24 protein-coding genes and 1 tRNA gene are annotated in these 26,302 nt (G+C 54.0%); 12 read left to right on the top strand and 13 right to left on the bottom strand.

The genetic code is table 11. From position 1 onward, the window contains the following. Positions 1–104: 104 nt before the first annotated feature. On the bottom strand, positions 105–1,337 hold the full coding sequence (locus HMPREF3107_RS07060) for a PilT/PilU family type 4a pilus ATPase (protein WP_070454573.1): 1,233 nt from the start codon (positions 1,335–1,337) through the stop codon (positions 105–107). Between the two features lie 20 nt (positions 1,338–1,357). After that, a complete protein-coding gene (locus HMPREF3107_RS07055; RefSeq protein ID WP_070454570.1) occupies positions 1,358–2,395 on the bottom strand; it encodes a type IV pilus twitching motility protein PilT in 1,038 nt (345 codons plus the stop codon). A 129-nt stretch (positions 2,396–2,524) separates the two neighbouring features. On the opposite strand from HMPREF3107_RS07055, the gene HMPREF3107_RS07050 reads away from it, so the two are divergent. The 8 genes from HMPREF3107_RS07050 (at position 2,525) to rarD (ending at position 10,552) form a co-directional block, all read left to right on the top strand. Beyond that, on the top strand, positions 2,525–3,220 hold the full coding sequence (locus HMPREF3107_RS07050; protein WP_070454568.1) for a YggS family pyridoxal phosphate-dependent enzyme: 696 nt from the start codon (positions 2,525–2,527) through the stop codon (positions 3,218–3,220). A 71-nt stretch (positions 3,221–3,291) separates the two neighbouring features. Further along, positions 3,292–4,089, top strand: a complete 798-nt coding sequence (gene proC, locus HMPREF3107_RS07045) for a pyrroline-5-carboxylate reductase (protein ID WP_070454566.1) — start codon at positions 3,292–3,294, stop codon at positions 4,087–4,089. A 2-nt stretch (positions 4,090–4,091) separates the two neighbouring features. Beyond that, the gene (locus HMPREF3107_RS07040; RefSeq protein WP_070454564.1) at positions 4,092–4,643 is read left to right on the top strand and encodes a YggT family protein; all 552 of its coding nucleotides are present in this window, start codon (positions 4,092–4,094) and stop codon (positions 4,641–4,643) included. Between the two features lie 227 nt (positions 4,644–4,870). After that, a complete protein-coding gene (gene dksA / locus HMPREF3107_RS07035; RefSeq protein ID WP_049254607.1) occupies positions 4,871–5,287 on the top strand; it encodes an RNA polymerase-binding protein DksA in 417 nt (138 codons plus the stop codon). A 76-nt stretch (positions 5,288–5,363) separates the two neighbouring features. After that, on the top strand, positions 5,364–7,208 hold the full coding sequence (locus tag HMPREF3107_RS07030; RefSeq protein ID WP_070454562.1) for a ribonuclease catalytic domain-containing protein: 1,845 nt from the start codon (positions 5,364–5,366) through the stop codon (positions 7,206–7,208). 117 nt (positions 7,209–7,325) lie between these two features. Beyond that, entirely contained in the window at positions 7,326–7,652 is a 327-nt protein-coding gene (locus tag HMPREF3107_RS07025; protein WP_049248120.1) for an FKBP-type peptidyl-prolyl cis-trans isomerase, read from the top strand. 346 nt (positions 7,653–7,998) lie between these two features. Then, entirely contained in the window at positions 7,999–9,498 is a 1,500-nt protein-coding gene (locus tag HMPREF3107_RS07020) for a DASS family sodium-coupled anion symporter (protein ID WP_083284644.1), read from the top strand. A 154-nt stretch (positions 9,499–9,652) separates the two neighbouring features. After that, complete coding sequence (rarD, locus tag HMPREF3107_RS07015) at positions 9,653–10,552, top strand: EamA family transporter RarD (RefSeq protein ID WP_070454560.1); 900 nt, start codon at positions 9,653–9,655, stop codon at positions 10,550–10,552. 28 nt (positions 10,553–10,580) lie between these two features. Here rarD and HMPREF3107_RS07010 read toward each other — a convergent pair whose 3' ends face one another. Both HMPREF3107_RS07010 and cyaY read right to left on the bottom strand, forming a co-directional pair. Further along, positions 10,581–11,201: a hypothetical protein gene (locus HMPREF3107_RS07010; protein ID WP_070454558.1), complete on the bottom strand. Its 621-nt coding sequence runs from the start codon at positions 11,199–11,201 to the stop codon at positions 10,581–10,583. A gap of 56 nt (positions 11,202–11,257) precedes the next feature. Further along, positions 11,258–11,587: an iron donor protein CyaY gene (gene cyaY, locus HMPREF3107_RS07005; RefSeq protein WP_070454556.1), complete on the bottom strand. Its 330-nt coding sequence runs from the start codon at positions 11,585–11,587 to the stop codon at positions 11,258–11,260. A gap of 56 nt (positions 11,588–11,643) precedes the next feature. Here cyaY and HMPREF3107_RS11540 point away from each other — a divergent pair, with 56 nt between their 5' ends. Together HMPREF3107_RS11540 and lysA are read left to right on the top strand one after the other, a co-directional pair. Continuing rightward, positions 11,644–11,814: an LPS translocon maturation chaperone LptM gene (locus HMPREF3107_RS11540; RefSeq protein WP_003775659.1), complete on the top strand. Its 171-nt coding sequence runs from the start codon at positions 11,644–11,646 to the stop codon at positions 11,812–11,814. After that, positions 11,815–13,035: a diaminopimelate decarboxylase gene (gene lysA / locus HMPREF3107_RS07000; RefSeq protein ID WP_070454554.1), complete on the top strand. Its 1,221-nt coding sequence runs from the start codon at positions 11,815–11,817 to the stop codon at positions 13,033–13,035. A 143-nt stretch (positions 13,036–13,178) separates the two neighbouring features. On the opposite strand, the gene HMPREF3107_RS06995 is transcribed toward lysA, so the two are convergent. Together HMPREF3107_RS06995 and HMPREF3107_RS06990 are read right to left on the bottom strand one after the other, a co-directional pair. Then, positions 13,179–13,253: transfer RNA gene (locus HMPREF3107_RS06995), tRNA-Arg, on the bottom strand. Between the two features lie 38 nt (positions 13,254–13,291). Continuing rightward, positions 13,292–14,266 (bottom strand): polyprenyl synthetase family protein, encoded by a 975-nt coding sequence (locus tag HMPREF3107_RS06990; protein ID WP_070454551.1) that lies wholly within the window; start codon positions 14,264–14,266, stop codon positions 13,292–13,294. A 215-nt stretch (positions 14,267–14,481) separates the two neighbouring features. On the opposite strand from HMPREF3107_RS06990, the gene rplU reads away from it, so the two are divergent. Together rplU and rpmA are read left to right on the top strand one after the other, a co-directional pair. After that, on the top strand, positions 14,482–14,790 hold the full coding sequence (gene rplU, locus HMPREF3107_RS06985; RefSeq protein ID WP_107854342.1) for a 50S ribosomal protein L21: 309 nt from the start codon (positions 14,482–14,484) through the stop codon (positions 14,788–14,790). A gap of 25 nt (positions 14,791–14,815) precedes the next feature. Then, positions 14,816–15,088, top strand: coding sequence for a 50S ribosomal protein L27 (rpmA, locus tag HMPREF3107_RS06980; protein ID WP_049248127.1), 273 nt, complete (start codon positions 14,816–14,818; stop codon positions 15,086–15,088). Between the two features lie 278 nt (positions 15,089–15,366). Here rpmA and HMPREF3107_RS11535 read toward each other — a convergent pair whose 3' ends face one another. From HMPREF3107_RS11535 to HMPREF3107_RS06940, 7 genes are all read right to left on the bottom strand, one after another. Next, positions 15,367–15,768 carry an SWIM zinc finger family protein gene (locus HMPREF3107_RS11535; RefSeq protein ID WP_246828609.1) on the bottom strand — a complete coding sequence of 134 codons (402 nt, stop codon included), beginning with the start codon at positions 15,766–15,768 and terminating at the stop codon, positions 15,367–15,369. Between the two features lie 183 nt (positions 15,769–15,951). Continuing rightward, entirely contained in the window at positions 15,952–17,589 is a 1,638-nt protein-coding gene (locus HMPREF3107_RS06970; RefSeq protein WP_070454548.1) for an NAD-dependent malic enzyme, read from the bottom strand. Positions 17,590–17,932: 343 nt separating this feature from the next. After that, on the bottom strand, positions 17,933–22,618 hold the full coding sequence (locus HMPREF3107_RS12585; RefSeq protein ID WP_246828608.1) for an alpha/beta fold hydrolase: 4,686 nt from the start codon (positions 22,616–22,618) through the stop codon (positions 17,933–17,935). 307 nt (positions 22,619–22,925) lie between these two features. Then, the gene (locus HMPREF3107_RS06955; protein WP_070454546.1) at positions 22,926–23,429 is read right to left on the bottom strand and encodes a phosphatidylglycerophosphatase A family protein; all 504 of its coding nucleotides are present in this window, start codon (positions 23,427–23,429) and stop codon (positions 22,926–22,928) included. Between the two features lie 161 nt (positions 23,430–23,590). Next, positions 23,591–23,995 carry a murein L,D-transpeptidase gene (locus HMPREF3107_RS06950; RefSeq protein ID WP_246828610.1) on the bottom strand — a complete coding sequence of 135 codons (405 nt, stop codon included), beginning with the start codon at positions 23,993–23,995 and terminating at the stop codon, positions 23,591–23,593. A 33-nt stretch (positions 23,996–24,028) separates the two neighbouring features. Then, complete coding sequence (locus tag HMPREF3107_RS06945) at positions 24,029–24,553, bottom strand: outer membrane protein assembly factor BamE (protein WP_070454542.1); 525 nt, start codon at positions 24,551–24,553, stop codon at positions 24,029–24,031. Positions 24,554–24,628: 75 nt separating this feature from the next. Next, on the bottom strand, positions 24,629–26,302 hold a 1,674-nt coding region (locus tag HMPREF3107_RS06940; protein ID WP_210391410.1), incomplete at its 5' end, for a YadA family autotransporter adhesin.

Here is a 26,302-nt window from a genome sequence, read left to right as displayed (position 1 = left end):
GATTTGAGGCCGTCTGAAAACATTTTCAGACGGCCTCAAATCCAAATTACAACAGCAGGCGGCCTGTCGAAAAAGCAGGCCGCCTATGGATTTGTCCAACCAGGCTAAATCAGGTTCAAATCGCTAACACGGTCGAAAATGTGCTCGGTTTTATTGCCTTCTTCGTACAACTGGATGCGCAGGCGCAAGTCGTTGGCAGAGTCGGCCTGGCGGATGGCCTCGTCATAGTCGATGGTGCCGGCAACATAAAGGTCGAACAAGTGCTGGTCGAAAGTTTGCATGCCGTCGCCCTGGCCGCGCGTCATCAGGTCTTTAATGCCCATCAGATCGCCCTTAAATACCAAGTCTTGCACGGCAGGTGTGTTAATCATCAAATCAACAATGGCAGTACGCCCTTTGCCGCCTTTTTTCACCACAAGACGCTGGCCGATAATGCCCACCAGGTTCATCGCCAAATCAATCAATACCTGTTTATGCCGCTCTTCGGGATACAGGTTCATAATACGTTCGATGGTTTGGTTGGCCGTGGTGGCGTGGATGGTGAAGATACACAGGTGGCCGGTTTGCGCCAGCTGAAGGGCGTATTCCATACTGTCTACGGAACGCACCTCACCCACACAGACTACATCCGGCGCCTGACGCATCGCACTTTGCACGGCAATTTCCCAATTCGCGGTATCGATGCCGATTTCGCGCTGGGTAATGATGGAACGGCGTGGAACGTGCAGGTATTCGATCGGGTCTTCGATGGTGATGATGTGGCCGGCCAAGTTGCGGTTGCGGTGGTCAAGCATGGCTGCCATCGAGGTGGATTTACCCGAACCGGTGGCACCGGCCAAAACCAACAGACCGCGCTTCTGCATGACCAACTCTTTCAGTTTCAACGGCAGGGCCAAATCTTCCACAGAAGGAATATCGGTATTGATGCGGCGCATTACCAAGCCGCAGCGGCCTTGTTCGTGATAGGCGTTGACACGATAACGCACGTTGCCTTTGGATTGGACGGAATAGTTGATTTCCAATTGTTCTGCAAAATCGGCCTGTTGCTGCTCATTCATGGTGGAAGCAACAATTTTTTCCGTATCGATGGCGGTTAATGCGGGCAGCGGTACGGGAATCATATTGCCGTCGATTTTAACCGAAGGAGGAAAACCGGAGCTGATAAAGATATCCGAGGCACCGCGTTTTTCCGCTTCCTCGCACATGCGTGCCAAAATCGGGTGCAGGTGTTTGCCGATTTCTGCCGGACTGTCTTTTTTCAGGTGCGGGTTTTCGCCACCGGAGTAATCCGCCACGATTTCGTTTAACAGATTGTTTAAATTTTGTGTTTCGCTCATGATGGTTCTCCGTCCGTGAATTACATAAAGTCGGCGTTTTGTGCTTTGGCGCGGGCGGTCTCTTGGGAGATGACGCCGGTGCGTACCAAGGCCTGCAAAGATTGGTCGAGGGTTTGCATGCCATGCGATTGGCCGGTTTGCAGGGCGGAACCGATTTGGGCGATTTTGTTTTCGCGGATCAGGTTGCGCACGGCAGCGGTGGAAATCAGGATTTCATGGGCGGCAACACGGCCTTGTCCGTCGCGCGTCTTCAGCAAGGTTTGCGAAATGACCGCACGCAGGGATTCGGACAGCATCGAACGCACCATTTCTTTTTCGCCGGCAGGGAATACGTCGACGATACGGTCTACGGTTTTGGCGGCGCCGGTGGTGTGCAGCGTACCGAATACCAAGTGGCCGGTTTCGGCGGCGGTCAGTGCGAGGCCGATGGTTTCCGGGTCACGCATCTCACCCACCAGAATCACATCCGGGTCTTCACGAAGGGCGGAACGCAGGGCGTTGGCGAAGCTGTGGGTATGTTCATGCAATTCACGCTGGTTAATCAGACATTTTTTACTTTCGTGCACGAACTCGATCGGGTCTTCGATGGTCAGGATGTGGGACGATTGGGTTTCGTTGATGTAGTTGATCATCGCCGCCAGCGTGGTGGATTTGCCCGAACCGGTCGGGCCGGTTACCAACACCAGGCCGCGCGGGTTTTCGGAGATTTTTTGGAAAATGCGCGGGGCTTTCAGTTCTTCCAACGTTAGTACTCTACTCGGAATCGTACGAAATACGGCGGCCGGGCCGCGGTTGGTATTGAACGCGTTCACACGGAAACGGGCCACGTTGGGCAGTTCGAAGGAAAAGTCGGTCTCCAGATTTTGCTGGTAATTTTTACGTTGCAGGTCATTCATCACCGAGGTGATCATGTGGCCGACTTCTTCGGCATTCATTTCGGGCAGGTTGATGCGGCGAACGTCGCCGTGTACGCGGATCATCGGCGGCAGACCGGCAGAGAGGTGTAAGTCGGATGCTTTGTTTTTCACGCCGAACGCGAGTAAGTCGGTAATTTGCATAATGTGGCCTTTGTCTTTTTACGTTACAATTTCTTGCAAAAAATAACATGGTATTTTAAATAAGAATAACGCTTTATTCCATGTAAATCTGCGTATTTTTTAAAAAATCACGAATAACAGGCAGTTAAGATGACAACCCTGCAACAGAATTACCAAAATGTATGTTCGGGCATTGCCCGTGCCGCCGCCGAGGCAGGCAGGCCGTCTGAAAGCGTGCGGCTGGTGGCAGTGGGTAAAACCTTTCCCGCCGGCAACATCCGCGAAGTGTATGCCGCCGGACAGCGCGATTTCGGCGAAAACTATATTCAGGAATGGTATGAAAAAACCGAGGATTTGGCCGATTTGTCCGACATCGTGTGGCACATCATCGGCGACGTGCAGTCGAATAAAACCAAATTCGTGGCCGAACGCGCCCACTGGGTACATACCATAGGCCGTCTGAAAACCGCCCAACGTTTGAGCACGCAGAGGCCGTCTGAAATGCCGCCGCTACAGGTGTGCATCGAAGTGAATATTGCGGGCGAGGCGGCCAAACACGGTGTCGCGCCGGATGAGGCGGTTGCGCTGGCCTGTGAAGTGGCGAAGTTGCCGAACCTCAAAATGCGCGGGTTGATGTGCGTGGCGAAGGCCGATGCCGGCGAGGCGGAACTGCGTGAAGCATTCGGCCGGATGCGGGCGCTGTTGGCGGAATTGAATGCGGCAGGCGTGGCGGCGGACGTATTGTCTATGGGCATGTCAGGTGATATGGAGATTGCCGTCGCATGCGGTGCAACCCACGTCCGCATCGGCAGTGCGATTTTCGGCCGACGGGATTACAGCAAATAAATCGTGATGAGGCCGTCTGAACATGTTTTTCAGACGGCCTCATGAATAGAACAGGATAGGAGGGTTGCAAAATGAACATCTATTTCTTGGGCGGCGGCAATATGGCTGCCGCGATTGCGGGCGGATTGGTCAGGCAGGGCGGCCATCGGGTGCACATTGCCAACCGAGGCAAAGAAAAACGCGAACGTCTGGCAGAGGAGTTGGGCGTGTCCGTATCTGAAAAGCTGCCCGAACTGACAGCGGACGACGTGCTGGTATTGGCGGTCAAACCGCAGGACATGCAGGCCGCCTGCCAAGGCGTGCAAACCAACGGCGCGCTGGTGTTGTCCGTCGCCGCCGGATTGAGTATCGCCACCTTAAGCCACTATCTGGGCGGAACGCGCCGCATTGTCCGCGTGATGCCGAATACGCCGGGAAAAATCGGTTTGGGGGTGTCGGGGATGTTTGCCGACGACAGCGTTTCCGACCAAGACAAAGCCGCGGCAGACAGTATTATGCGTGCGGTCGGCATCACCGTATGGCTCGACGGCGAAGAGCGGCTGCACGATATTACCGGCATCAGCGGCAGCGGGCCGGCCTATGTGTTTTATCTGCTGGATGCGCTGAAACAGGCGGCCCGTCAGCAGGGGTTCGGCGAAGAAGAGGCGCACAGGCTGAGTTTGGCAACCTTCAAAGGAGCCGTCGCATTGGCCGAGCAGACAGGGGAGGATTTCGCCGTATTGCAGCAAAACGTTACCTCCAAAGGCGGCACCACCCACGAGGCCATCGAAACCTTTAAGGCCGGGCAAGTTGCCGAAACCATCACCAAAGGCGTGGTGGCGTGCGTCAACCGTTCGCGGGAGTTGGCCAAACAGTTTGAGGCCGTCTGAACATGTGGGTTCGCGCGATATTGCTGGCCGCCTGCCTGTTTGCCACCTTGTGCTGGATAAGGTTTCTGCTTCAGGCCGCAAAGCTGCCGCATTCCCATCCGCTCTTGCGGCTGTGCCGCCGTGCCACCGACTTCCTAGTTGAACCGCTGCGCCGGGTCGTCCCGCCGCTGCACCGTTGGGACGGTGCCTGCCTGCTGGCCGCAGCGGCCGTCGATTATGCCGCCTGCACCGCCCTGTTATGGCTGAACAACGAAACCTTGTTCTCCGGCGGCAAAGGCTTTGCCGCCGCCTGGCTGTTTGCCGTGCTGGCTTTTTCCGAAGCGGCGGCATACGCCCTGCTCTGCTGCCTGCTCCTCCACGCCCTGCGGCAGACGGAAAACGATGCTTTGGCCGACAGCCTAAACCGCATCTGCCGTCCCATATGCCGCCCGTTTTCCGGCCTGCGCCTGCCGCGCAAACTTTCCGCCCTTCCGCCGTCGGTACTGCTTTGGCTCTGGCTGACGCAAGCCCTACCCGCACTGACCGGCAGGCTGAACTTATGGCTGATTTGGTAATGCGGCAACGCCTATGATTAAAAAATGTAATAAAATGAAAAATAAAGGTTAAATCGGCAAATCATGCTATGATGCCGCCTCTCATTTGGCGCGGATGCGGCTGTTTATGACGAAAACCGAAGTCATTACAAGCAATTGGCAGCCGGAAATCCATCTGTACCGAATCCTGCGGCAGCCGATTTTGCGGCGCGGCGATTTCAGACCATAAAACCAAAAGAGGAACCGTTATGGCCAAACTGACCGAACAAGACATCATCAACTGGAACGGTCCGGAAGAAGAATACATGAATGAAGACCAGCTGGCGTTTTTCCGCGAGTTGCTGGTCAAACAACAGGACGAACTGATTGAAAACGCGTCCAACACCGCCATCGAGCTGAAAAAGCACGAAACGGCTCCCGATCCGGCCGACCGCGCCACACAGGAAGAAGAATACGCGCTCGAACTGCGCACCCGCGACCGCGAACGCAAACTGCTGGGTAAAATCCAAGCCACCATCCGCCTGATAGACGAAGGCGAATACGGCTACTGCCAAGACACGGGCGAGCCCATCGGCCTCAAACGCCTGCTGGCACGGCCGACCGCCACCCTGTCCGTTGAAGCGCAGGAACGCCGCGAACGGATGAAAAAACAGTTTGCCGACTGAGTGCCGCCCATTTCCCAGGCCGTCTGAAAAACCTTTTCAGACGGCCTTTATCCCGTTTTAAAGCCCTCCCCCGACCATGAACATATTTTACGAAGAATCCGGCCAATTCAAAGTGGCCGCCGTCATCCAGAAAAACGACTCCACCTATCAGGCCGATACCCAGCACGGCAAGCGCACCAAAGTCAAAGCCGCCAACGTTTTTGCCGAGTTTGACGGCGACATGCCCGCCTTTCTCGAAAAAGCGCAAAACGAAGCCGCCGAAATCGACACTGACCTGCTGTGGGAAACCTGCGGCGAAGAAGAATTCACCGCCGCCGCCGCCGCCGAAGAATATTTCGGACACGCCCCGTCCAAAACCGAACTCGCCGCGACACTGATCGCCCTCTACGCCGCGCCGATGTACTTCTACAAAAAAGCCAAAGGCGTTTTCAAAGCCGCGCCGGAAGAAACCCTGAAACAGGCACTGGCCGCCATCGAGCGCAAAAAACAACAGGAAGCCCTGATGGAGGAATGGACAGGCCGTCTGAAAAACGGGGAACTGCCGCCGGAAATCGCTGCCGACCTGCCGGCCATCCTCCACATGCCGGACAAACAGTCGCTGACCTACAAAGCCTTTGCCAAAGCCGCCGACAGCCTGAAACTCTCGTTTTACGAACTGGCGAAGCAAACAGGCGGCATCCAATCCCTGCCGCAATACCTGCTCGACGGCTTCAAACTGCGGCATTTCCCGCGAGAGTGCGCCGCACCGCCCGTTCCCGACACCGCCGACCTGCCGCAAGCCGAAGGCATCGCCGCCTTTTCCATCGACGACGACTCCACCACCGAAGTGGACGACGCGCTTTCCGTGCAAAACCTGCCGGACGGCGGCCGCCGAATCGGCATCCACATCGCCGCCCCCGCGCTGGCCGTACAGGCCGGCGACGCCATGGAAAAAATCATCTTCCAACGCCAAAGCACCGCCTATTTCCCCGGCGGCAAAATCACCATGCTGCCCGACGAATGGGTTGCGGCCTTCAGCCTGGACGAAGGCAAAACACAGCCTGCCGTCAGCATCTATTTCGACGTCGATGCCGGGTGGCGCGTGGGCAGGCCCGAATGCAAAATCGAGCGCGTCGCCATTGCCGACAACCTGCGCATCCAAACCATAGAACCGCACTTCAACCGCGAAACCGGCCTGGAGGGCGGCAACGCCTTCCCGCACCACGACGACTTGGCCTGGTTCTACCGCCTGGCCGTCGAATTGCAAAAACAGCGCGGCAAATACGAACCCGACCGGCCGCCGCAATACGACTACGGCATCGAACTGCTTTCAGACGGCCAAGTGCAAATCAGCAGGCGCGAACGCGGTTCGCTCATCGACACACTGGTGAGCGAAATGATGATTCTGGCCAACAGCACCTGGGCGGAAATGCTGCACGACAACGGCCTGCCCGGCCTGTTCCGCGTCCAGCCGGCTTTGGGCAAAGTACGGATGAGCACCAAATCCGAACCGCACATCGGCATGGGCGTGCGACACTACGGCTGGTTTACCTCGCCCCTACGCCGCGCCGCCGACTATGTCAATCAAAAACAACTCATCAGCCTGATCGACCCCGCCGCCGAAGCCCGCTTTAAAAACGGCGATCCCGGCCTGTTTGCCGAAGTCGGCAACTTCGAATCCGCCTACACCGCCTATCAGGATTTCCAGCGCGACTTGGAAAGCTATTGGAGCCTCGTCTGGCTGGAGCAGCAAAACGCCGTTGAAACGCAGGCGCAAATCTTGAAAGAAGACCTTGTCCGCATCGACGGCCTGCCGCTGGTCGTCCGCGCGACCGGCATCCCGCCCGAACTGCCGCCGCGCACCACGGTCAAACTCAAAATTGCCGAAATCGACAGCGAAAAACGCTTTATCACCCTCTCCTACCTGAACGCCGTCGTCTGACGCAAAAAGGCCGTCTGAAAAAGCACCAACGCTTTGCCGGACGGCTTTCATTCGGCAAAAACCTGTTTTCAGACGGCCTGAAAGCCTTATTTTCCCACTGACAAGAAAGGAAACATCATGACCCTGATTATTGAAGATATTGAAACCGGCAGCGGTAAAACCGCCGAGAAAGGCAAGGAAATCACCGTGCATTACAGCGGCTACCTGACCGACGGCACCAAATTCGATTCCAGCCTCGACCGCCGCCAGCCGCTGACCATCACGCTGGGCGTCGGACAAGTAATACGCGGCTGGGACGAAGGCTTCGGCGGCATGCGCGAAGGCGGCAAACGCAAACTGACCATTCCGCCGGAAATGGGCTACGGCGCACGCGGCGCAGGCGGCGTGATTCCGCCGAACGCCACGCTGGTGTTTGAAGTGGAACTGCTGAAAGTACACGACTGATTGCACCGCACCCATAGGCAAGAGGCCGTCTGAAAACAGGGATTTTTTCGCCAATCCCGTTTTCAGACGGCCTTTTTGCCAAACGGGACTTTTACCCCCGAATAAATCGCGAATCGGCTTGAAACCGACGCATCATCCACTCCGCCATGCCGTTTTATTTAGATTTCAACCCGTGTCTTCCGTGTATGTAGTAAAGTTTAATAAGGCTGCCATATTGGCGGCCGCAATCGGTTTTTAGGTAGTTATTGAGAAATATTATCGTAGTTCACTTACAAATGATGCCGGTCGGCGTATAGTAGCGTTGTTTGCTTTCCATATGTTGTCGATTCAGAAAGGAGTGCAGGTTATGAACAAAATCGGTTTCAAACCCATCCCCGCTGCGATTGCGCTGGGCTTAGCATTATTGATTTGGTTCGTCATCCCCGTTCCTGACGGCGTAACGCCGCAGGCTTGGCATTTGTTGGCGATGTTTGTCGGCGTGATTGCGGCGATTATCGGCAAGGCGATGCCAATCGGGGCATTGTCGATTATCGCCGTGATGCTGGTGGCGGTAACGCAGGTAACGGTACCGGAATTGGGCGCGGACGGCAATCCGATTAAAAAACCGGCGGAAATGGCGATTAAGGACGCATTAAGTTCGTTTGCCGACCCGCTGATTTGGCTGATCGGTATTTCAATTATGATCTCGCGCGGGATTTTGAAAACCGGCCTGGGCGCGCGCATCGGCTATTATTTTATTTCGCTGTTCGGCAAGAAAACGCTGGGCATTGGCTACAGCCTGGCCTTGTCGGAGCTGATTCTCGCGCCGGTAACGCCCAGCAACACCGCGCGCGGCGGCGGCATCATCCACCCCGTGATGAAGGCGATTTCGTCCAGCTATGATTCCGACCCCGAAAAAGGAACGCAGGGCCGAATCGGCCGCTATTTGGCTTTGGTGAACTACCACAGCAATCCGATTACTTCGGCGATGTTCATCACCGCCACCGCACCCAATCCGCTGGTGGTCGATTTGATTGCCAAAGCCACCAACAGCGAGATTCATTTGAGCTGGGGCACTTGGGCTTTGGCGATGCTGCTGCCGGGCTTGGTGGCGATGTTCCTGATGCCGCTGGTGCTGTATTTCGTTTATCCGCCCGAAATCAAGGAAACCCCCAACGCGGCGCAGTTTGCCAAAGACCGCCTGAAGGAGCAGGGGGCGATGAACCGCGGCGAGAAAATCATGTTGGCGATTTTTGCCGTGTTGCTGGTTTTGTGGGCGGGCATTCCGGCCATGATTTTCGGCAAGGCTTTCGCCGTCAATCCCACCGCCACCGCCTTTATCGGCCTGTCGCTGCTGCTTTTGTCGGGCGTGCTGACTTGGGATGACGTATTGAAGGAAAAAGGCGCATGGGATACGGTGGTATGGTTCTCCGCGCTGGTGATGATGGCCTCTTTCTTGAACAAGCTCGGCCTGATCGGCTGGTTTTCGGATATGCTGGGCAGCGGCATTAAAAATACCGGCATGGGCTGGGTCGGCGCGTCGGCCTTGCTGCTGCTGATTTATATGTACGCGCACTATATGTTCGCCAGCACCACTGCCCACATCACGGCGATGCTCGGCGCGTTTTATGCCGCAGGGCTGTTTTTGGGTGCGCCGCCGATGGCTTTCGGCCTGATGATTGCCGCCGTATCCAGCCTGATGATGACGCTGACCCACTACGCCACCGGCACCGCGCCCGTTATTTTCGGTTCGGGTTATACGACGCTGGGCGAATGGTGGAAGGCGGGCTTTGTGATGAGCGTGGTAAACCTGCTGGTGTTTGTGGTTGTCGGCGGAATATGGTGGAAGGCTTTGGGCTATTGGTAAGGCCGTCTGAAATCCGCTAAAACCAAAGGCCGGCAGGGGTATTTCTGCCGGCCTTTCCGTAACCTTGTATAATTTGCGTTGCAACCTTCCTTCAAACCTGCGCCATAGCGGATGAAGCCCAATCCGCCGCCATTGGCCGCACTCCGGATAATTCATGAATCACTCTGCCGACGAAACACGCAAAGGCCTGTTCTACGCCCTCGGCTGTTATGCCATTTGGGGGCTTTTCCCGCTTTACTGGTATCCGCTCAACCACGCCCCCATCGGCGCAGACCAACTGTTGGCGCAGCGCATTGTATGGTCGGCGGCGTTTGCCGTTTTGTTTTTGGCATTCAGCCGGCAGAAAGCCGATTTCTTCCGCGCATGGGGGCAGCCGAAAACCATCGCCTTGTTTGCCGTCAGCGCGTTTTGCATCGCCATGAACTGGTTGATTTACCTTTGGGCGATTACCAACGGTCATGTATTGGATGCCAGCTTGGGTTATTTTGTCTCGCCGTTGTTCAACATCCTGCTCGGCCGGCTGGTGTTTGGCGAAAAACTCAACCGCCGTCAGGCCGCCGCCGTCGTATTGGCCGTGGTCGGCATCCTCTGGCTGGCCGTACCCGTCGGACAAATCCCCTGGGTCGCCCTCCTGCTTACCTTCAGCTTCGGCCTCTACGGGTTGGTGCGCAAACTCGCCCCGTTGGGCGCATTGCCGGGCTTGGTGTTGGAAACCCTCCTGATGCTGCCTTTTGCCGCCTCCTACCTGTTGTATGCCGGCCGGCACGGCGGTTTGGTTTTTGCCGAGTTGAACCTGCTGCAAACCGCCCTACTGGTCGGCTCCGGCATCGCCACCACCGTACCGCTCATCCTGTTTGCCTCTGCCGCACGGCGCATCCCGCTGTCCACCTTGGGCGTAATCCAATACGGTTCGCCCACGCTCCAGCTTCTGCTGGGCTTGGTGCTGTTCGGCGAATCCTTCGATACCGGCCGCCTCATCGGCTACGGCTGGGTATGGCTGGGGGTGGCACTGTATTTCTCAGGCATTCTGCAAACAGGCAAAAAGGCCGTCTGAACACTTTTCAGACGGCCTCTCTTTACAGTTAAGTCGATGTGGAACGCTGCGGCTTCAGTAGCAAGATGCTGAGTATCACCCAACACACACCGACTAAAACCAAAATACCGACCATACGCTTCAAAATCAGTATGCCCCGCTTTACCGACCACTCGGCATAGGCCTGCCATTCGGCAAACTGTAAAACCGTTTCACTGCCGTTGTCGTCGTAGGCAATCTTGGTCAGCACACTTTCATGATTCGTAACGCGGTACAATTCGGCATAACGCAGCGGCAGAATTTCTTCAGACGGCCTTTCGGCATTGTAGCGGCACAAAGGCGTGTCGTAATATCCGGTGCACGGCAAAACCTTCCATTGCGGCGGCTCGACGTCGGCCAGACAGGAAGCATCGTCCGCCCGGCAGGGCGGGGTTTGTACAACAGCCTTTTCCGGCAGGCGCAAAGAAACCGACACCGTAGCTGAATCGTTTTCCTCATCGTAAAACTGCTCCCTGCGCAATACCGTATTCTCATAACGTTCGACTATACCCAGTGGCCGGCCGTCGGCATATACGTCGCGCAATCCGAACCATTGTCCCAAAACGGTAACGGCCAAGGCAAAACCGCCCAGCAAGGTAAACAGCCAAATGGCGGGGGCGGGTAACTTCATAGCCAACCGCTCCGAGGCCGTCTGAAAAACAACGGGAGCAACCGCAACATATCGTTTCAGCCCTCAAACGGCTCGACGGAGGCCGTTTCTCCGCACGCCGCCGACAACGCCTCGGATAAAACGGCGAAAAATTCCCGACCGTCGCGTGTAGCCAGCCATTGGCCGCCCTGCTCCGCAAAATGATAGCCGCCGCTTTTGGCCGCAATCCACAATTCCTGATTCGGCGTGTGGCGGTTGACGATAATCTGCGTGCCGTCTTCCGCCTCTATGGTTAAAACATTGCCGCTGCGCTGGCAGTCGAAATCCAAACCCTGCTCGTCGATTTGGTCTTCAATATAGGCAAACAGGCCGTCTGAATGCTGCAAAAATTCGCTTTCGGTCATCATGATCGGTTAGATTGGGTTAAAATGGCGCATCTTGCCATATTCAAAGCAAAAAAACCATGAAAACACCTTTCACGGCCGCCGTCGCAGCCGCTTTACTGCTCTCCGCCTGCGGCTTCAAAGGCAGCCTCTACCTGCCGAAAGAGTCCGACAAAGCCAAATTTGGCGCGGTACAGACCGGCCTGCAACTCGAAAACCAACCCATCACCATCCAACCGGAAGCCGAATAAATGTCCCTCCACTGCGAAAACATCAGCTACACGGAACTGGCCGAACGCTTCGGCACGCCTTTATATGTGTACAGCCAAGCCGAACTTGATTCGGCCTTCGCCCGTTATCAAACCGCCTTTGCCGCACTCGACCCCTTAATCTGTTATGCCGTCAAAGCCAACGGCAACCTGAGCGTCATCCGCCGTTTCGCCGAACTGGGCAGCGGCTTCGACATCGTATCCGGCGGCGAACTCGCGCGCGTCCTGGCGGCGGGCGGACGGGCGGACAAAACCATTTTTTCCGGCGTGGGCAAAAGTGCGGCGGAAATCGAATTCGCCCTGAAATCAGGCATCAAATGCTTCAACGTCGAAAGCCTGCCCGAACTCGACAGCATCAACGAAATAGCAGGCCGTCTGAAAACCGCTGCATCTGTCTCCCTGCGCATCAACCCCGATGTGGACGCGCAAACCCACCCCTATATCTCCACCGGCCTGAAAGCCAACAAATTCGGCATCGCCATGGAAGATGCCGAACGCGCCTACCTGCACGCCGCATCCCTGCCGCACCTGAACATCATCGGCATAGACTGCCACATCGGCTCCCAACTCATCAAACTCGAACCGCTGGTTGAAGCCTGCGAACGCCTGTTGCCGCTCATCGACAAGCTGGCCGCAAACGGAATCGGTTTGCAGCACATCGACTTAGGCGGCGGCGTCGGCATCGTCTATCAAAACGAAGAAACGCCGGATTTGGCCGCCTACGCCGCAGCCGTGCAAAAACTCTTGGGCGGCCGCAGCCTGAAACTGATTTTGGAACCCGGCCGCAGCCTGGTCGGCAATGCGGGCGCACTGCTGACCCGTGTGGAATTCGTCAAACAAAATGGCGACAAAAACTTCGTCGTCGTCGATGCCGCCATGAACGACCTGATGCGCCCGGCCCTCTATCAGGCCTACCACCACATTGAAAACGCCGAACCGAGTCCCGTTGCGCCGTTTGCCGCCGACATCGTCGGCCCGATTTGCGAAACCGGCGACTTCCTGGCCAAAGACCGCATGATTTCGGCCCAGGCAGGCGATTTACTGGTCGTCCGCAGCGCGGGCGCATACGCTTCCAGCATGGCGGGCAACTACAACACCCGCCCGCGTGCGGCCGAAGTGCTGGTCAACGGCAATGAAGCCAAAATCGTCCGCCGCCGAGAAACATTGGAAGAAATGCTGGCCAACGAACGGGATTGCCTGTAACCCCGTCTGACAGATTCACTTAATGTGCCGTCCCGGCTGTGAAAACACAGTCCGCCATCACGCAAAAAGGCCGTCTGAAAACCGAAAATGGCTTTCAGACGGCCTTTTTGATATTGGAAACGGAAACCCGCTTCCGAAAATCATGGCCCCGCCGACAGGAATCGAACCTGTATTTTACGCTTAGGAGGCATACGTTCTATCCGTTGAACTACGGCGAGGACTTAAAACTTAGAAAAACGAAGCGCAACGCTTAAATTTACATCACCCTGGCTACCGACACTTCCGCCAGCTGGCGCATAGCGCGGGTAGCCTCGTTATCGGGCAGCACATCCAGACAGGCTGCCGCTTTGCCCGCCGCCGCCTTCGCCTGCGCGATGCAGTAAGACAGCGCGTCGGATGCGGCCACATGGGCATGAATTTTTTCAAAATAACTGCGATCGGCATTTTGCAGTGCGGAGCGCACATCCGCAGCCGCCTCCTGACTGCCTTGGTTCATCAGGTAAATCAACGGCAATGTCGGCTTGCCTTCGGCCAAATCGTCGCCGACATTTTTGCCGATTTGTTCGGGATCGCCGGAATAGTCCAGCACATCGTCAATAATCTGGAAGGCCGTGCCGACATACATGCCGTAATCCCGCAACGCGGCTTCCTGCTCTGCCGAAGCACCCGCCAAAATAGCGCCAACCTGCGCCGCCGCTTCAAACAACTTGGCAGTTTTATATTGGATAACTTGCAGATACTGCGCCTCGGTAATATCGATATTGCCGATATTCATCAGCTGCATCACTTCGCCTTCGGCAATAATATTGGTCGCATCGGCCATCACTTCCAAAATCTTCATGCTGCCGGAGCCGACCATCAACTGGAACGCGCGGGTATAAAGAAAGTCGCCTACTAATACGGCGGCGGCATTGCCGAATAAATTGTTTGCCGTTTTCCGTCCGCGCCGCAACTCGCTTTCGTCCACCACATCATCATGCAGCAGGGTGGAAGTATGGATGAACTCCACCATTGCCGCCAACGAATACAGGCCGTCGTTGTCGCAACCCAACGTCCTGCCGGACAAAATGGTAATCACCGGCCGCAGCCGCTTGCCGCCCGCACTGATAATATAAGTACCGATTTGGGAAATCAGAGCCACTTCCGACTGCACCGCCCGATTGATAACCACATCGACACGGCCTAAATCGGCTGCTAAATTTTGTTGGAAATAGGGCAGGTTTTCAAGCATGACGGACTCGGCACGACAGACGGTTTTACAGAAAAACAAGCCCGCGATTATAGCATCAAAGGCCGTCTGAAAAAACACCGCAAACATCCCGCATCTCCGCCCGCATACCAAAACGCCGCCAAAGCTTGACAAAACAGCCCCTTAGCAATAGAATACCCCGTTTCGCGCATGGTGCGCGGAATTTTCTTTAAACCAAAATCCTTATGGAGTTGAGTATGTACGCGGTCGTAAAAACCGGCGGCAAACAATATAAAGTTTCCGTTGGCGAAAAATTGAAAGTAGAACAGATACCTGCCGAACTCGACAGCCAAATCGAACTGACCGAAGTTCTGATGATTGCTGACGGCGAGTCTGTAAAAGTAGGCGCTCCCTTTATCGAGGGCGCGAAAGTAACGGCAAAAGTAGTTGCCCACGGTCGCGGCGAAAAAATCCGCATCTTCAAAATGCGCCGCCGCAAACACTACCAAAAACGCCAAGGCCACCGCCAGAATTTCACCCAAATCGAAATCGTGGCAATCGCCTAATTTTTAAAACTTAGGAGTATTACAAATGGCAAGTAAAAAAGCAGGCGGCAGCACCCGCAACGGTCGCGATTCAGAAGCCAAACGCTTGGGCGTAAAAGCCTACGGCAGCGAACTGATTCCCGCAGGTTCCATCATCGTCCGCCAACGCGGCACCAAATTCCACGCCGGCGACAACGTAGGCATGGGCAAAGACCACACTCTGTTCGCCAAAGTGGACGGCTATGTCGAATTCGCGGTTAAAGGCCGTCTGAACCGCAAAACCGTCAGCGTCCGCCCCTACACCGGCGCAGAAGAATAAACAGACGTTTATCCTAACGCAACCAAAAACCCGCCTAATCAGGCGGGTTTTTATATTTCGCATCACCGCTCATCCATCATTGTAACTGCCCGACAAGCAACGATGCCATCAGCAAAGAGGGACAGAATGAGACCATATCAACCAGTACACAATGCACTTGATGAAGTGAAAACAATAACACCAGGCTTGATGGATCAGATATTTGATACCCGAACAAAAGGCCGTCTGAAAGATTCCATATGCAAAGTTTCAGACGGCCTCTATCATTGGAATAAAAACTACAGCTTGCTGAACCCCAAATCGGCGGCTCCGTAGTAATCATAATATCGGGTTCGGGAAAAGATTTGGGAGAACTGCTGCCGATACGGATTGCCGCCCTTTTTAGGCTGCTGCGCGTCAGATTCGTCAGGCTGCCCGTCCGGCGTTTGGGCGCGCACCGCATACCAAAACGCCGCCATATGCTTACACGCCCAGCCATAAGGACAATCGCAGCCCCCGTCCTTAATGTACAAATCACTATCCAGCTTCAGCCATACCGAATAGTTTTCCGAACCGCACACCTCCGCCCGATAACGCCCGGCGGAAGTTTTTTGGACATCGCGAACCTTGCCCTGCTGAAAATACAGCACGCGGGCGGCGATGTGTGGCGGAAATAGGCGGGGTAGGTAGATACCGGACATGGTTTGCTTCCAAGAAGTTGTTGAAATATGAGGAGTTTACTGGCTCAGACGACGTTTGGGGAGAGGGCGGTGGGAAGATTTGTTTAGCAAAGAGGCAAAAGGTCGTCTGAAAATGGATTTCAGACGACCTTTGGGGTGCTTGAAAGGAGACGATAATTTATTTGAAATGCAATGATTGGATAATCAGCGGTATACAGGCTGCCACATTACATCCTGCACGGCCTGTACCCAGTTTTCAGGCTGTTTGGTCGCTACACCGTCCTTGACCGCCTGTTTCGCCACGGCAACCGCCACAGTGGCGGATGACGCGCGCAGGTTGTCCACCGGTGGCAGCAGGGATGCGCCTGTATCTTGCGGGTTCACTTGTGATGCTACGGCTTCGGCAGCGGCAAGCAGCATACCATCGGTAACTTCTTTCGCGCCAGAAACGATAACGCCCAAGCCCAGGCCCGGATAAAGCATGGCGTTGTTGGCTTGCCCAATGTGGTAGTTCACGCTTTTATAAGAAACGGGCGGAACAGGTATGCCGACGGAAATTAACGCTTTGCCGTCCGACCATTGAACCGCGTCGGCAGGCATGACTTCGATTTTCTCCGTCGGATTGGACAGCGGCAGCAAAATAGGCCGTTCTACGCCCGCGCACAGCGCTTTCACCACTTCTTCGGTAAACGCGCCGTGATCGGTGGATGTGCCGATTAAGATGGTCGGCCTGATCTGTTTGACCACTTCCAGTAGGCTGATTTTGCCGTTGGTTTTCGTCCATGCAGCCACTTCGGCGGCAGGACGGGCATATTCCTGCTGATAATCCGGTAGATTCGGCATATCGTCGGTAACCAAGCCGTTGATGTCTATCAGCCATACGCGTTTCTTGGCTTCTTCGCGGGAGAGTCCGTCGCGCTGCATGGCCGCGCTGATTTGGTCTGCCATGCCTGTTCCCGCCGTACCCGCTCCATAAACAACCAAACGCTGTTCGGCAAAGTTTTGTTTGGTTACTTTCAATCCGGAAAATACTGCCGCCATCACAATCGCGCCCGTGCCCTGCATATCGTCGTTGAAAATACGGTAGCGTTCGCGGTTTTCCACCAAAATGCGGCGCGCGTTGGACGGGCCGAAATCTTCAAAGTGCAGCAATGCATTCGGGAACAGCTCTGCCGCTGTTTTCAAGTATGCAGCAATCAGTGCGTCGTAGCGTTCGCCGCGCACGCGGGCGTGGCGGTTGCCGAGGTAGGCGGGGTCGTTGAGCAAGGCTTCGTTGTCTGTACCAACATCAAGATTGACGGCAATGGCGCGGGCGGGGTCAATCCCTGCGGCAGCAGTGTAAACCGCCAGCTTGCCGACGGAAATATCCGTACCATTCACGCCCCAGTCGCCGATGCCGAGGATTTCTTCCGCGTCCGACACCACAATCAGATCCACATCGTCCGCACCCAGCCCCAAAGATTCAAGGGATTCGCGAATGGCTTCGGGGTGGTTGATATCCAAATACACCGCGCGCGAACGGCGGTAGTCACGGCTCCATTTCTTAATTGCTTCGCCTACGGTCGGGTCGTACACAATCGGCAGCATCTCCGCCAAATGGTCGGTCAGCAGTTTGTAATACAGCACTTCGTTGCGGTTGTGCAGTTGGTCGAGAAAAATATATTTTTCAATATTTTCGGCATATGAAGCGTATTGGCGGTAGGCGCGTACGGCTTGTTGGTCAAGCGTCTCCACCGCTGCGGGCAGGCGGCCGATTAAGCCGTATTTCTTACGCTCTTCAACGGTAAACGCCGTGTCTTTGTTGGTCAGCGGGTTTTGCAGGATTTCAGGGATGTTGCTCATGATGCAGTCTCCTATGAGGTGAGGTGGTTGGGGAATTCCCAATTCATTCTATACTCAATTTCATAAATTAGTAAAACAGATGAAAAATAAAGCGGAATAACGTACTCGGATATGAGAATACAGGTAAGCAATGACAAATCAGGTAAGAGAATATTGAAAAACGGTTGAATTTTTTGTACTCAAAATTACGTCTTACTTTCTGAAAACAAGAAAGGGGGTGTAGGCTGCTTTGGAATTGATTGAAAAGGGTAGTAGTTAGAAAGACCACATTCCATACATTATTTTTTGAAATATAAAATTTAAATGTTTAAGGCTACCTGAAAATTTTCAGGTAGCCTTAAATTTATTTCAACCCCTCCCACTCCTTCAACAACCTCTTCACCGACACCGGATACGGCGTCTTCAACTCCTGCGCGAACAGCGATACCCTCAATTCTTCAATCATCCATTTAAACGCGGCGAGGTCGTCTGAAACGGGTAGTCCTTGTTTTACCAAGCTGTCGGTTTTTTCCTGCCACATTTGTTTCAATTCCTGTATATCAGCTTCGCGGGCTGCGTCGCGGGCGGGGTTGCTGCTGTATTTTTCGAGGCGCAGGGTCATGGCTTTGAGGTAGATGGGGAGGCGCGGCCATTGTGCCCACGGGGTGCGGGTGGCGAAGCCGGCGGCGAGCAGGGTTTGCAGGCGTTGGCGAATGAGGTGGGTGAGCGGGTGTTTGCCGAGTTTGCCGTTGAGTTCGGCGTAGGCGGCGGCGGTTTCCTGCAAGTAGCGGCTGAGTGCTTCTTTGACGGCGGGCAGGCGGCTGCGGGCGCGTTTGATTTGTTCTTTGAAGGCTTTTTCGTTGCGCGGCAGCTCGTCTTCGCCGATAAAGGCGCGGTCGCAGACGGCTTGGGTGAGGTCGTCGCGCAGGGTGTCGGCGTTGATGTGTTTGAGCAGCATGGCGGCTTGGGTGAAGCCTTGGATGCCTTTGTTCAGGTCTTTAACTTGTTCTTTTAGTTGTAGTTTCATGAGTTCGATCACGCCTAATCTGTGGGCTTGTTCGGCGGCGGCAGACGTGTCGAACAGGCGCAGGGCGATGCGGCCGTCTTTTTCTTTTTGCAGGCCGAGGTAGCCGGTGAGCTGCTGTTTGCCGCGGGCGAATTTGATGGATTCGGGCAGGGTGCCGATGTCCCATGCGGTAACGTTGTCGCGCTCGAATTCTTGGGTGTTGTCGCGGAAGGTGGTGGCGGCGGCTTTGCCAAGTTGTTGTTGGATTTGGATTAAATCGCGCCCCATGGCTAATTCTTGTCCGCCGTCGTCGATGATGCGGAGGTTGAAATAGCAGTGTTCGGGCAGCCTGAACGCGGCCCATTCGTCTTGGTTTATTTGATCGAGTATGCGGATGTCGCCTGCGGTTTTGGCGATGGCTTGGGCGAGCTGGGGCAGGATGGGGGCGTTGCGGTCGGGGTTTTGGCTTAAAAATTGGGTGATGAATTCGGGCACGGGCACGCAGATGCGGCGGATTTGTTTGGGCAGCGCTTTGATTTGTAGCTGGATTTTTTCGCGTATCATGCCGGGCACGAGCCATTCGAGGGCGGCGGGGCTGATGCGGTTGAGCACGGTGAGCGGCAGGGTAAGGGTCACGCCGTCGAGCGGGTGGTGCGGCTCGAAGCGGTAGCTGAGTTTGAATTTGCCGTCTGCGGTTTGCCAGTGTTTGGGGAATTGTTCTTCGGTGATGTGCGCGGCGGCGTGCTGCATGAGGTCGTCGCGGCTGAGGAACAGCAGGCGCGGGTTGTCGCGCTCGGCGGTTTTGAGCCAGGCTTGGAAGGTGCCGATGTCGGCGAGGGGGAGGGGTTTCAGACGGCGTTTTTGGGGTGCAGGCTGCTTTTTGGGTTTGGGGTCGTCTGAAAGTGTGCCGATTGTGTTTTCAGGTAGCCTTTCCGGGTGCAGGCTGCTTGGTTGTGCGGCGATTTGCTGCAATTGTTCAAGCTGCCACTGCCGCTCTTGGCTGACGGCTTGCGGATTTTGACCGTTTGCCAAGCCCACGGCTTTGACGGCGTAGTCGCCGCACACGGGCGCGTGTTCCTTCATATGCCCGACGCCGACCGCCTGACCTGCGGCACGTAACACGGCGGTGGCAACGGGATTTTGCTGTTCTTTTGCCAGCTTGTGCAGCGCAAAACCTGTCTGCCGCAGTTGCGTAACGTCTGCCTGTCCGTTTTGCCAACGTTTGAGCAAATCGAATGCGTCGTGAACGGCGTCTGCTTCTACTGCATCGGGCAGCAACGGCAGGATATGTTGAACGCACTGCATCGCCCATGTTGCCAAGTCGTACTGGTTTTGCGCAACAAGCAGCCTGCACAAGCGGTCGCGCTGTTCGGCATCGTCTGCAATGCGGATTTTGGGGCGGCAGTATTCGGGCAGGGGTTCGGGTTTGGGGGCGTCTGACAATGTTTTTTCAGGCTGGATTTGTATATCGCAGTTGTGTACCCAAATTGCTTGTTCTCCGATGAAATAGGTATGAAAATCTTCCACTTCCAAATTATAAACAGGCACTCTCGACACGGCGGAGGAAGGTTGCTCATGGCAGCAGAAATCTCGCAGCAAATCAGCAAAACGTTGCGGGCTTTCTTTTTGTGCCCAGTGCTTGTGTTGCCCAAACACCTCTAAACGTGAATTTGGAATGCTACTGGCGGCAGCTTGTGCATCTGATAGTGGTACACCTGGATCATTCTCTCCATGCACTAACAATACAGGCATAGATAGCGAAGGTAATTGTGGTAGCAGGCGACCTATTTGTTGGCTATCGCTGATTTCGTTAATTTGGAACGATTGGAACGCTTTACCCGCGTCTTTATCCAACGCAGCGGCGCGTACGGAATCAACAGTTTCGGGTGTGATACGTTGCGGGTCGCCGATTAACGTAGTGGCAATCAGATAGCGGGTCAGCCAGCGACTAGCGCACAAACGGTAGCTCAAGCGGTTTAGGCGCGATTTGGCATACCATTTGCCAATACCAGACAATGGAGCACTGCGACTGATACCCCATGGCGCGAGCAATACCAGTTTTTTCACCTGCTGCGGATGGTGCAGCGCATATTGCAATGCAACAGCGCCACCCATAGATAGGCCGCACAATATCGGGTTAGATAGATTTAGGGAAGTTATTAGTTGATTTAGGAATTGCTCATAATAGTCAATTGAATAGTTTACATTAGGCTTCTCGCTTGCCCCATATCCAGGCCAATCGGGGGCAATCAGGTAATAATCATCATCCTGCCATTTTTGCATGACCTCTTGCCAAGACAACAGTGCTGAATCCACACCGCCGCCATGCAGTAATAGAATGGGACGCCCTGCTGTATTCCCAACGCTGTAATAGGCAATTTCAGTACCGGAAACAATCAGACGGTGGTTGTAGATGACGGTATCGGTCGTAGATTTTTCAAAATGTTCCAACGACAACACGCGTAAAGTGTTACCGTTTGCGCAAGCCAGCAAAGTACCTTTTTCCAGCTCGGCAGCAGGCCTCCATTTTTGCAAAACGGCATCCCACAAAGGATGGTTGGCCGTCATTAAGGCTTGATAAACAGGGGACGGATGTTTGCTATCTTGGTTATCCGAGCAAAGCATCAACCGAACCAGCGTGCTCTCTCCAGAGCAGAAAGCACGTAGAACGGTTTTGTAGGCAGTGGGCGCATCTGTTCCGCCATATTCCGAACGCGACAAAACATGGTCGCCTACACGAATATGTTCAATTGGCACAGGTCCTTTGTCGGTATGCACTAACGTTCCAGCAGGGAAACAGGCATGTTGGTTTTCAGGTAGCCTTCGGGGGTGCAGGCTGCTTTCGGTGTGCAGGCCGTCTGAAACCGCGTCCGCCGTATAAAAATCGGGCAGCCGTTCGTGATAAAACGCAAACAGCGTTTCGTCATCGACCAGCACGTCTTGCTTGCGCGATTTGTGTTCGAGTTCGGTAATTTCCTTAATCAGCATTTTGTTGTGGACAAAAAAGTCCGCTTTCAAATCGCATTCCTGCGCCACCAGCGCGCTGCGGATAAAGATTTCACGGGCTTCTGCGGGGGCGATTCTGCCGTAGGCGACGGGGCGGCGCGGCAGCACGGTCAGGCCATAAAGCGTAACGCGTTCGCTGGCGACGACTTCGCCGCGCTTTTGCTCCCAATGCGGCTCAAAATAATGATATTTCACCAAATGCGGCGCTTCCTGCTCAATCCATTCGGGCTGAATCGCCGCCACATCGCGCGCGTAAAGGCGCGTGGTTTCGGTCAGCTCCGCCGCCATCACCCATTTGGGCTTGGATTTGAACAGCGCGGACGCGGGAAACAGATGAAAACGGCTGCCGCGCGCGCCCGTGTAATCGTTGCCGTCGGGCGATTTCATGCCGACGTTGGCGATAAGGCCGGTCAGCAGGGCGCGGTGGATTTGTTCGTAGCCCGCTTCTTTGGCAGCGCGGATTCGGGCGCGGTGTTGTTTCTTATCTAGTTGTTTTTGTTTGAGTTTGGCGGATAAGTCTTGGTCGCCTGCATTTTCAGACGACGTGAGCTGCCTGACTTCGGGAGGCCGTCTGAAAGCGGCTTCCTTGGTGGTCAAACCCATTTCAATCGCGGTTTGGGCAAGCTGGTGATGCAACTCGCGCCATTCGCGCATTCGCAGGTGCGACAGGAAATATTGGCGGCACCACTGCACCAGTTGCTTGTTGGACAAACCTTTGTCGCGCTCGCGCTGGAAGCTGCCCCAAATATTCAGATAGGCAAGGAAATCTGACTGCTTGTCGGTAAAACGTTCGTGCGCCTTGGCTGCGGCATCGCGCGCTTCCAGCGGCCGTTCGCGCGGGTCTTGAATCGACAGCGCGGACGCGATCACCAGTATTTCCGCCATGCAGTCGTGCTTCTTCGCCGCCAGCAAAATACGTGCGATTTTCGGGTCGATGGGCAGGCGCGCCATTTGTTCGCCGAGTTTGGTCAGGCGGTAGCGGGGAATATTGAATGAACGGAATTGCAGGCCGTCTGAAAGGATTTGGGTTTCTTGCATGATGTGTTTCTGAAATGATGGTTTGAAAAACAGGCTACTCAAACTTAGTGGCAATTACTTTTAGGGTTTAGCGTTCGGAGGCATTGTAGGAATATCATAGATTTTAGGCAATGGGGCTTTCAGACGGCCTCCTATAAGCCCCGATGGCATTTGAAAAAGGAAATGCTGCCAGATGTGAAAATGACACTGAGTTGGCTGGTCTGTCGTTATTTGAAATCTACCACCTGTTCAATCAAAAAGCTAACCGGAAAAAAATAAAAAGGAGTTGTCCCAAATAATCAGGACAACCCCCATTTTCTAAATCGATTTAGGCAAATAACCAATGCAGTGCTTGCACGACTAAGATGGCATAAACAGCGGCAATCGCATCATCAAGCATGACACCCAATCCGCCTTTAATCTGACTATCCGCCCATTTCACCGGCTGTGGTTTTAAGATATCAAACAGCCGAAATAATAAGAAGGAAAGTAACCACCAACCCAGCCCTTGCGGCACGCAGGATAATACAAGGAGCATGGCTACAAATTCGTCCCAAACGATGCCGCGATGATCATGTGTTCCCAATTCCTGGCTCAAAATATCGCAAATCCGAACCCCAAGCAAAAACAGGACAGCCGCTACAATCAGCAATGTCAGATGACTCATGCCCATGCCGAACAACAGGCCGGCAACAAAAATGGCAGGCAAGGTACCCACAGTACCCGGAGCACTTTTCGTCAAGCCTGTACCAAATCCAAAACCTAAAATACGGACTACACGGGCCGTCATCCATGACCATGACGGGATGACGGCGTTTTGAGTTTGCGACATAGATATTCCTTCTGTAAAAAATGTTTTTCAGACGGCCTCATATACCCAATCTGCCGACAAACAATATTTTGAGTATTGAGGAAAACGACGCTTCCGATTATAACTTTTTCAAGCCGAAAGACAATGACTATGGACAATATTCGCTTCTTTAAATCATCTTTTTAGAGAATTTCGAGTACAAAATACGTTTTTAATTTTTCATACACCTCGTCATGAACATTGATACAGCCATTAGTCATAATTCGGTCTGCAACCAACGGGGATCGAATGCGTTCCAATCGACGCTCTGACGGCTTCAACGTCCAAACACGGTGCAAGGCAAACAAAAAGTCTTTTTCTTGTTTGAAACCAATCACGTCGCCGCCATAACCGGCCTTTTCCGTACTGTACAGTTGCAGATCAAACCGGCCTTTGGGTGTCGTTTTCCCAATCAACACAGGATGGCATTCTCCTGTATCAGCAAAACATAATTCGGCCTTATCGGTATAGACAATTACTTTTTTACTTTGCATAAAAGTATCAATGCTGCCAGAAGCGGAAGCAGCAATGCTCACCCCTGACAGCATTAACAAGCATAAAGCTTTTAACATCAAAATGACCTATTGCCGAATTTTCTGAGGAGCATGCACTATTTCACGAATAATTACCTGAGGCTCAGTTTTGGGCTCTTGGGGCTCTTTGGGAGGACAAACCGCATCGGCCGGATAAACCGGATTCCAATGGAAACTTCGCGCAAATTTGTGTTTGTCATAAATAACTTTATATTGGCAAGTCGTAATATCTGGCACGCCCGATGTATTATCTGGATCAGTACCTACGCCCGGAGTATAAAAATGGAACAAATAATCCCATTCGCGCACACCGTATAATCCTTCATCATAGTGTGGGCGGCCCAAGATTTTATATATATCATCCTTAGTCAAGCCGGGACGCATTTTGTCTAACTCTGCCTGGGTAGGGAAAGTGCCCCGGTTTTTATTAAATGTCAGTGAGTAGGGTTTCGGAAAAACCGGATTATCTGTTGTGCCGTCAGCAGTAATCTTACTTTTGGTTGCACAAGCAGACAGAAGGCAAACAGCCGCCAATGCAGCACCTGTTTTTAACCATGAAGTACTTATTTTCATATATTCATCCTTTCAATTATCGATTTCAGACGGCCTCTTATCCTCTTATTGCCGTCTGAAATCGATTTGATTAACTTACCACTGATAACCTACTGCTGCCGTAGCACCGTAGTGACCACGAGAGTTACCCGTTGCAGTACCTTTGATGATCCAGTTACCACCATCGGAAATAGTGGAATAACCAATTGCATAGCCACTTTCACCGCGATAAACACTGCCACCGACAGCCATCATACTCTTACCGGGCAGATAGGCTTGCGGCAGGCCTGCCATTGCCATAGCTGCCGCAGTACCCGCATTAGCGGCATCTTCCACTTGACCGATACGCGCACCCAAGTTAGCCAAGTTTCCGTTTACACCATTCAAGATGGCTTGGTTGGTATGGTACAGCTGGCTACCGTTGATGGCATCGGTACTGGTGGCGGATACGACACCGGCGGCGACGTTTTGGATCTGGCGGGTTTCCACGGAAGCATCGCTGCCCGCAGCCCCTTGTCCGACGCTGACCACGCCGACAACGTTGTTCACGCCGGCCACGTTGGCATCATTCAGACCGCCGAATGTGTAGTTGCTACCCGGCGTAGTAGCCGTGGTGTGTACGCGTTCAGCGCTGGAATTGTTGCCCAGTACAACGGAGTTAGCTGTGGCACGGCTAACATTATTACCAACAACAAAGGTATTTTCAGTATTCACGATATTGTGATTACCGATAATGCGGCTGTTATGCCCGGTCAGAGTATTGTCGTTACCGAATGCACCTGCGGCATTAGCGCTGACAGTCCCATTATTGTTACCAATAGTATATGTACCTGCTCCTGTAATAATGGTCGGGTCACCGATTGCACCTGAACCTTCCCCCGAAACAATATTACCTGTACCGATTGAGATGGTATTTTTCGCCGTTGCCTGTGCACCTTTACCAATTGCTACGCCGCTTTCACCGCTAGCATTGGCCTGGTAGCCGACAGCAGCACCATAACGACCTGACGCAGATGAATCTTCGGTAGCAGGCTGCGTACCAGCTGTGGTTTGGGTACCGGTACCGTCATTCACGTGGAAGAACTTGATACCGCCGTTGTTCATCTTGTCGATGGCTTGTTTCACATTATTCGTGTTGTCCGCCTTATTGCCGGAAACATCGTAAGTAACGATATCAGGTTGAGTGGTACCGATAAGGTTGGTGGCCGCGTTACTGATGTTGTTAAGGGCGGTATGCAGCTGGCCACCGGTTATAGCGTCTTTACTACCTGCAGCAATGCTACCATCGGCTAGATTGGTAATCTTGCCGTTGCTACCCATATCAATGTTTTTGCCGTTGGTGCTAATACCATTGCCGTTGATGACCGGACCGTTATTAATCGTCAGACTGTCGGCAGTCAGGTTGGGGTTGGTGGCAATGGTAAGGTCTTTACCGTTGTTGGTTATGGCAATGTTGGTACCATCTTTAAACCCTACCGTATCATTCGGCTTGATGGTTTCCTCAGCACCGCTGTTTACTTGGAATTTCCAACCGGCGTTGGCCGCATTGGTGCGAGCATTCAGTGCAGTCAATGCGTCGCCTACATTGCTGTAGTTCGTTGGCGCACCTGAGGCATTGGTTAGGGCGTAGGTCGGCGCGCTAATGCTACCGTCGGCCTGAACTGCCGATCCGCCGCCCAAGTGGATGGCTGTGGAATTGGCAGTTTTGTGCAACTGGCTGCCGGTCGCGGCATCGGTGCTGGTGGCCGAAACCGTGCCTGCGGCCACATT

It is taken from the genome of Neisseria sp. HMSC31F04 (assembly GCF_001807735.1).
GTDB lineage: Bacteria > Pseudomonadota > Gammaproteobacteria > Burkholderiales > Neisseriaceae > Neisseria > Neisseria elongata.
This window is presented reverse-complemented; position numbering and strand designations above follow the sequence as displayed.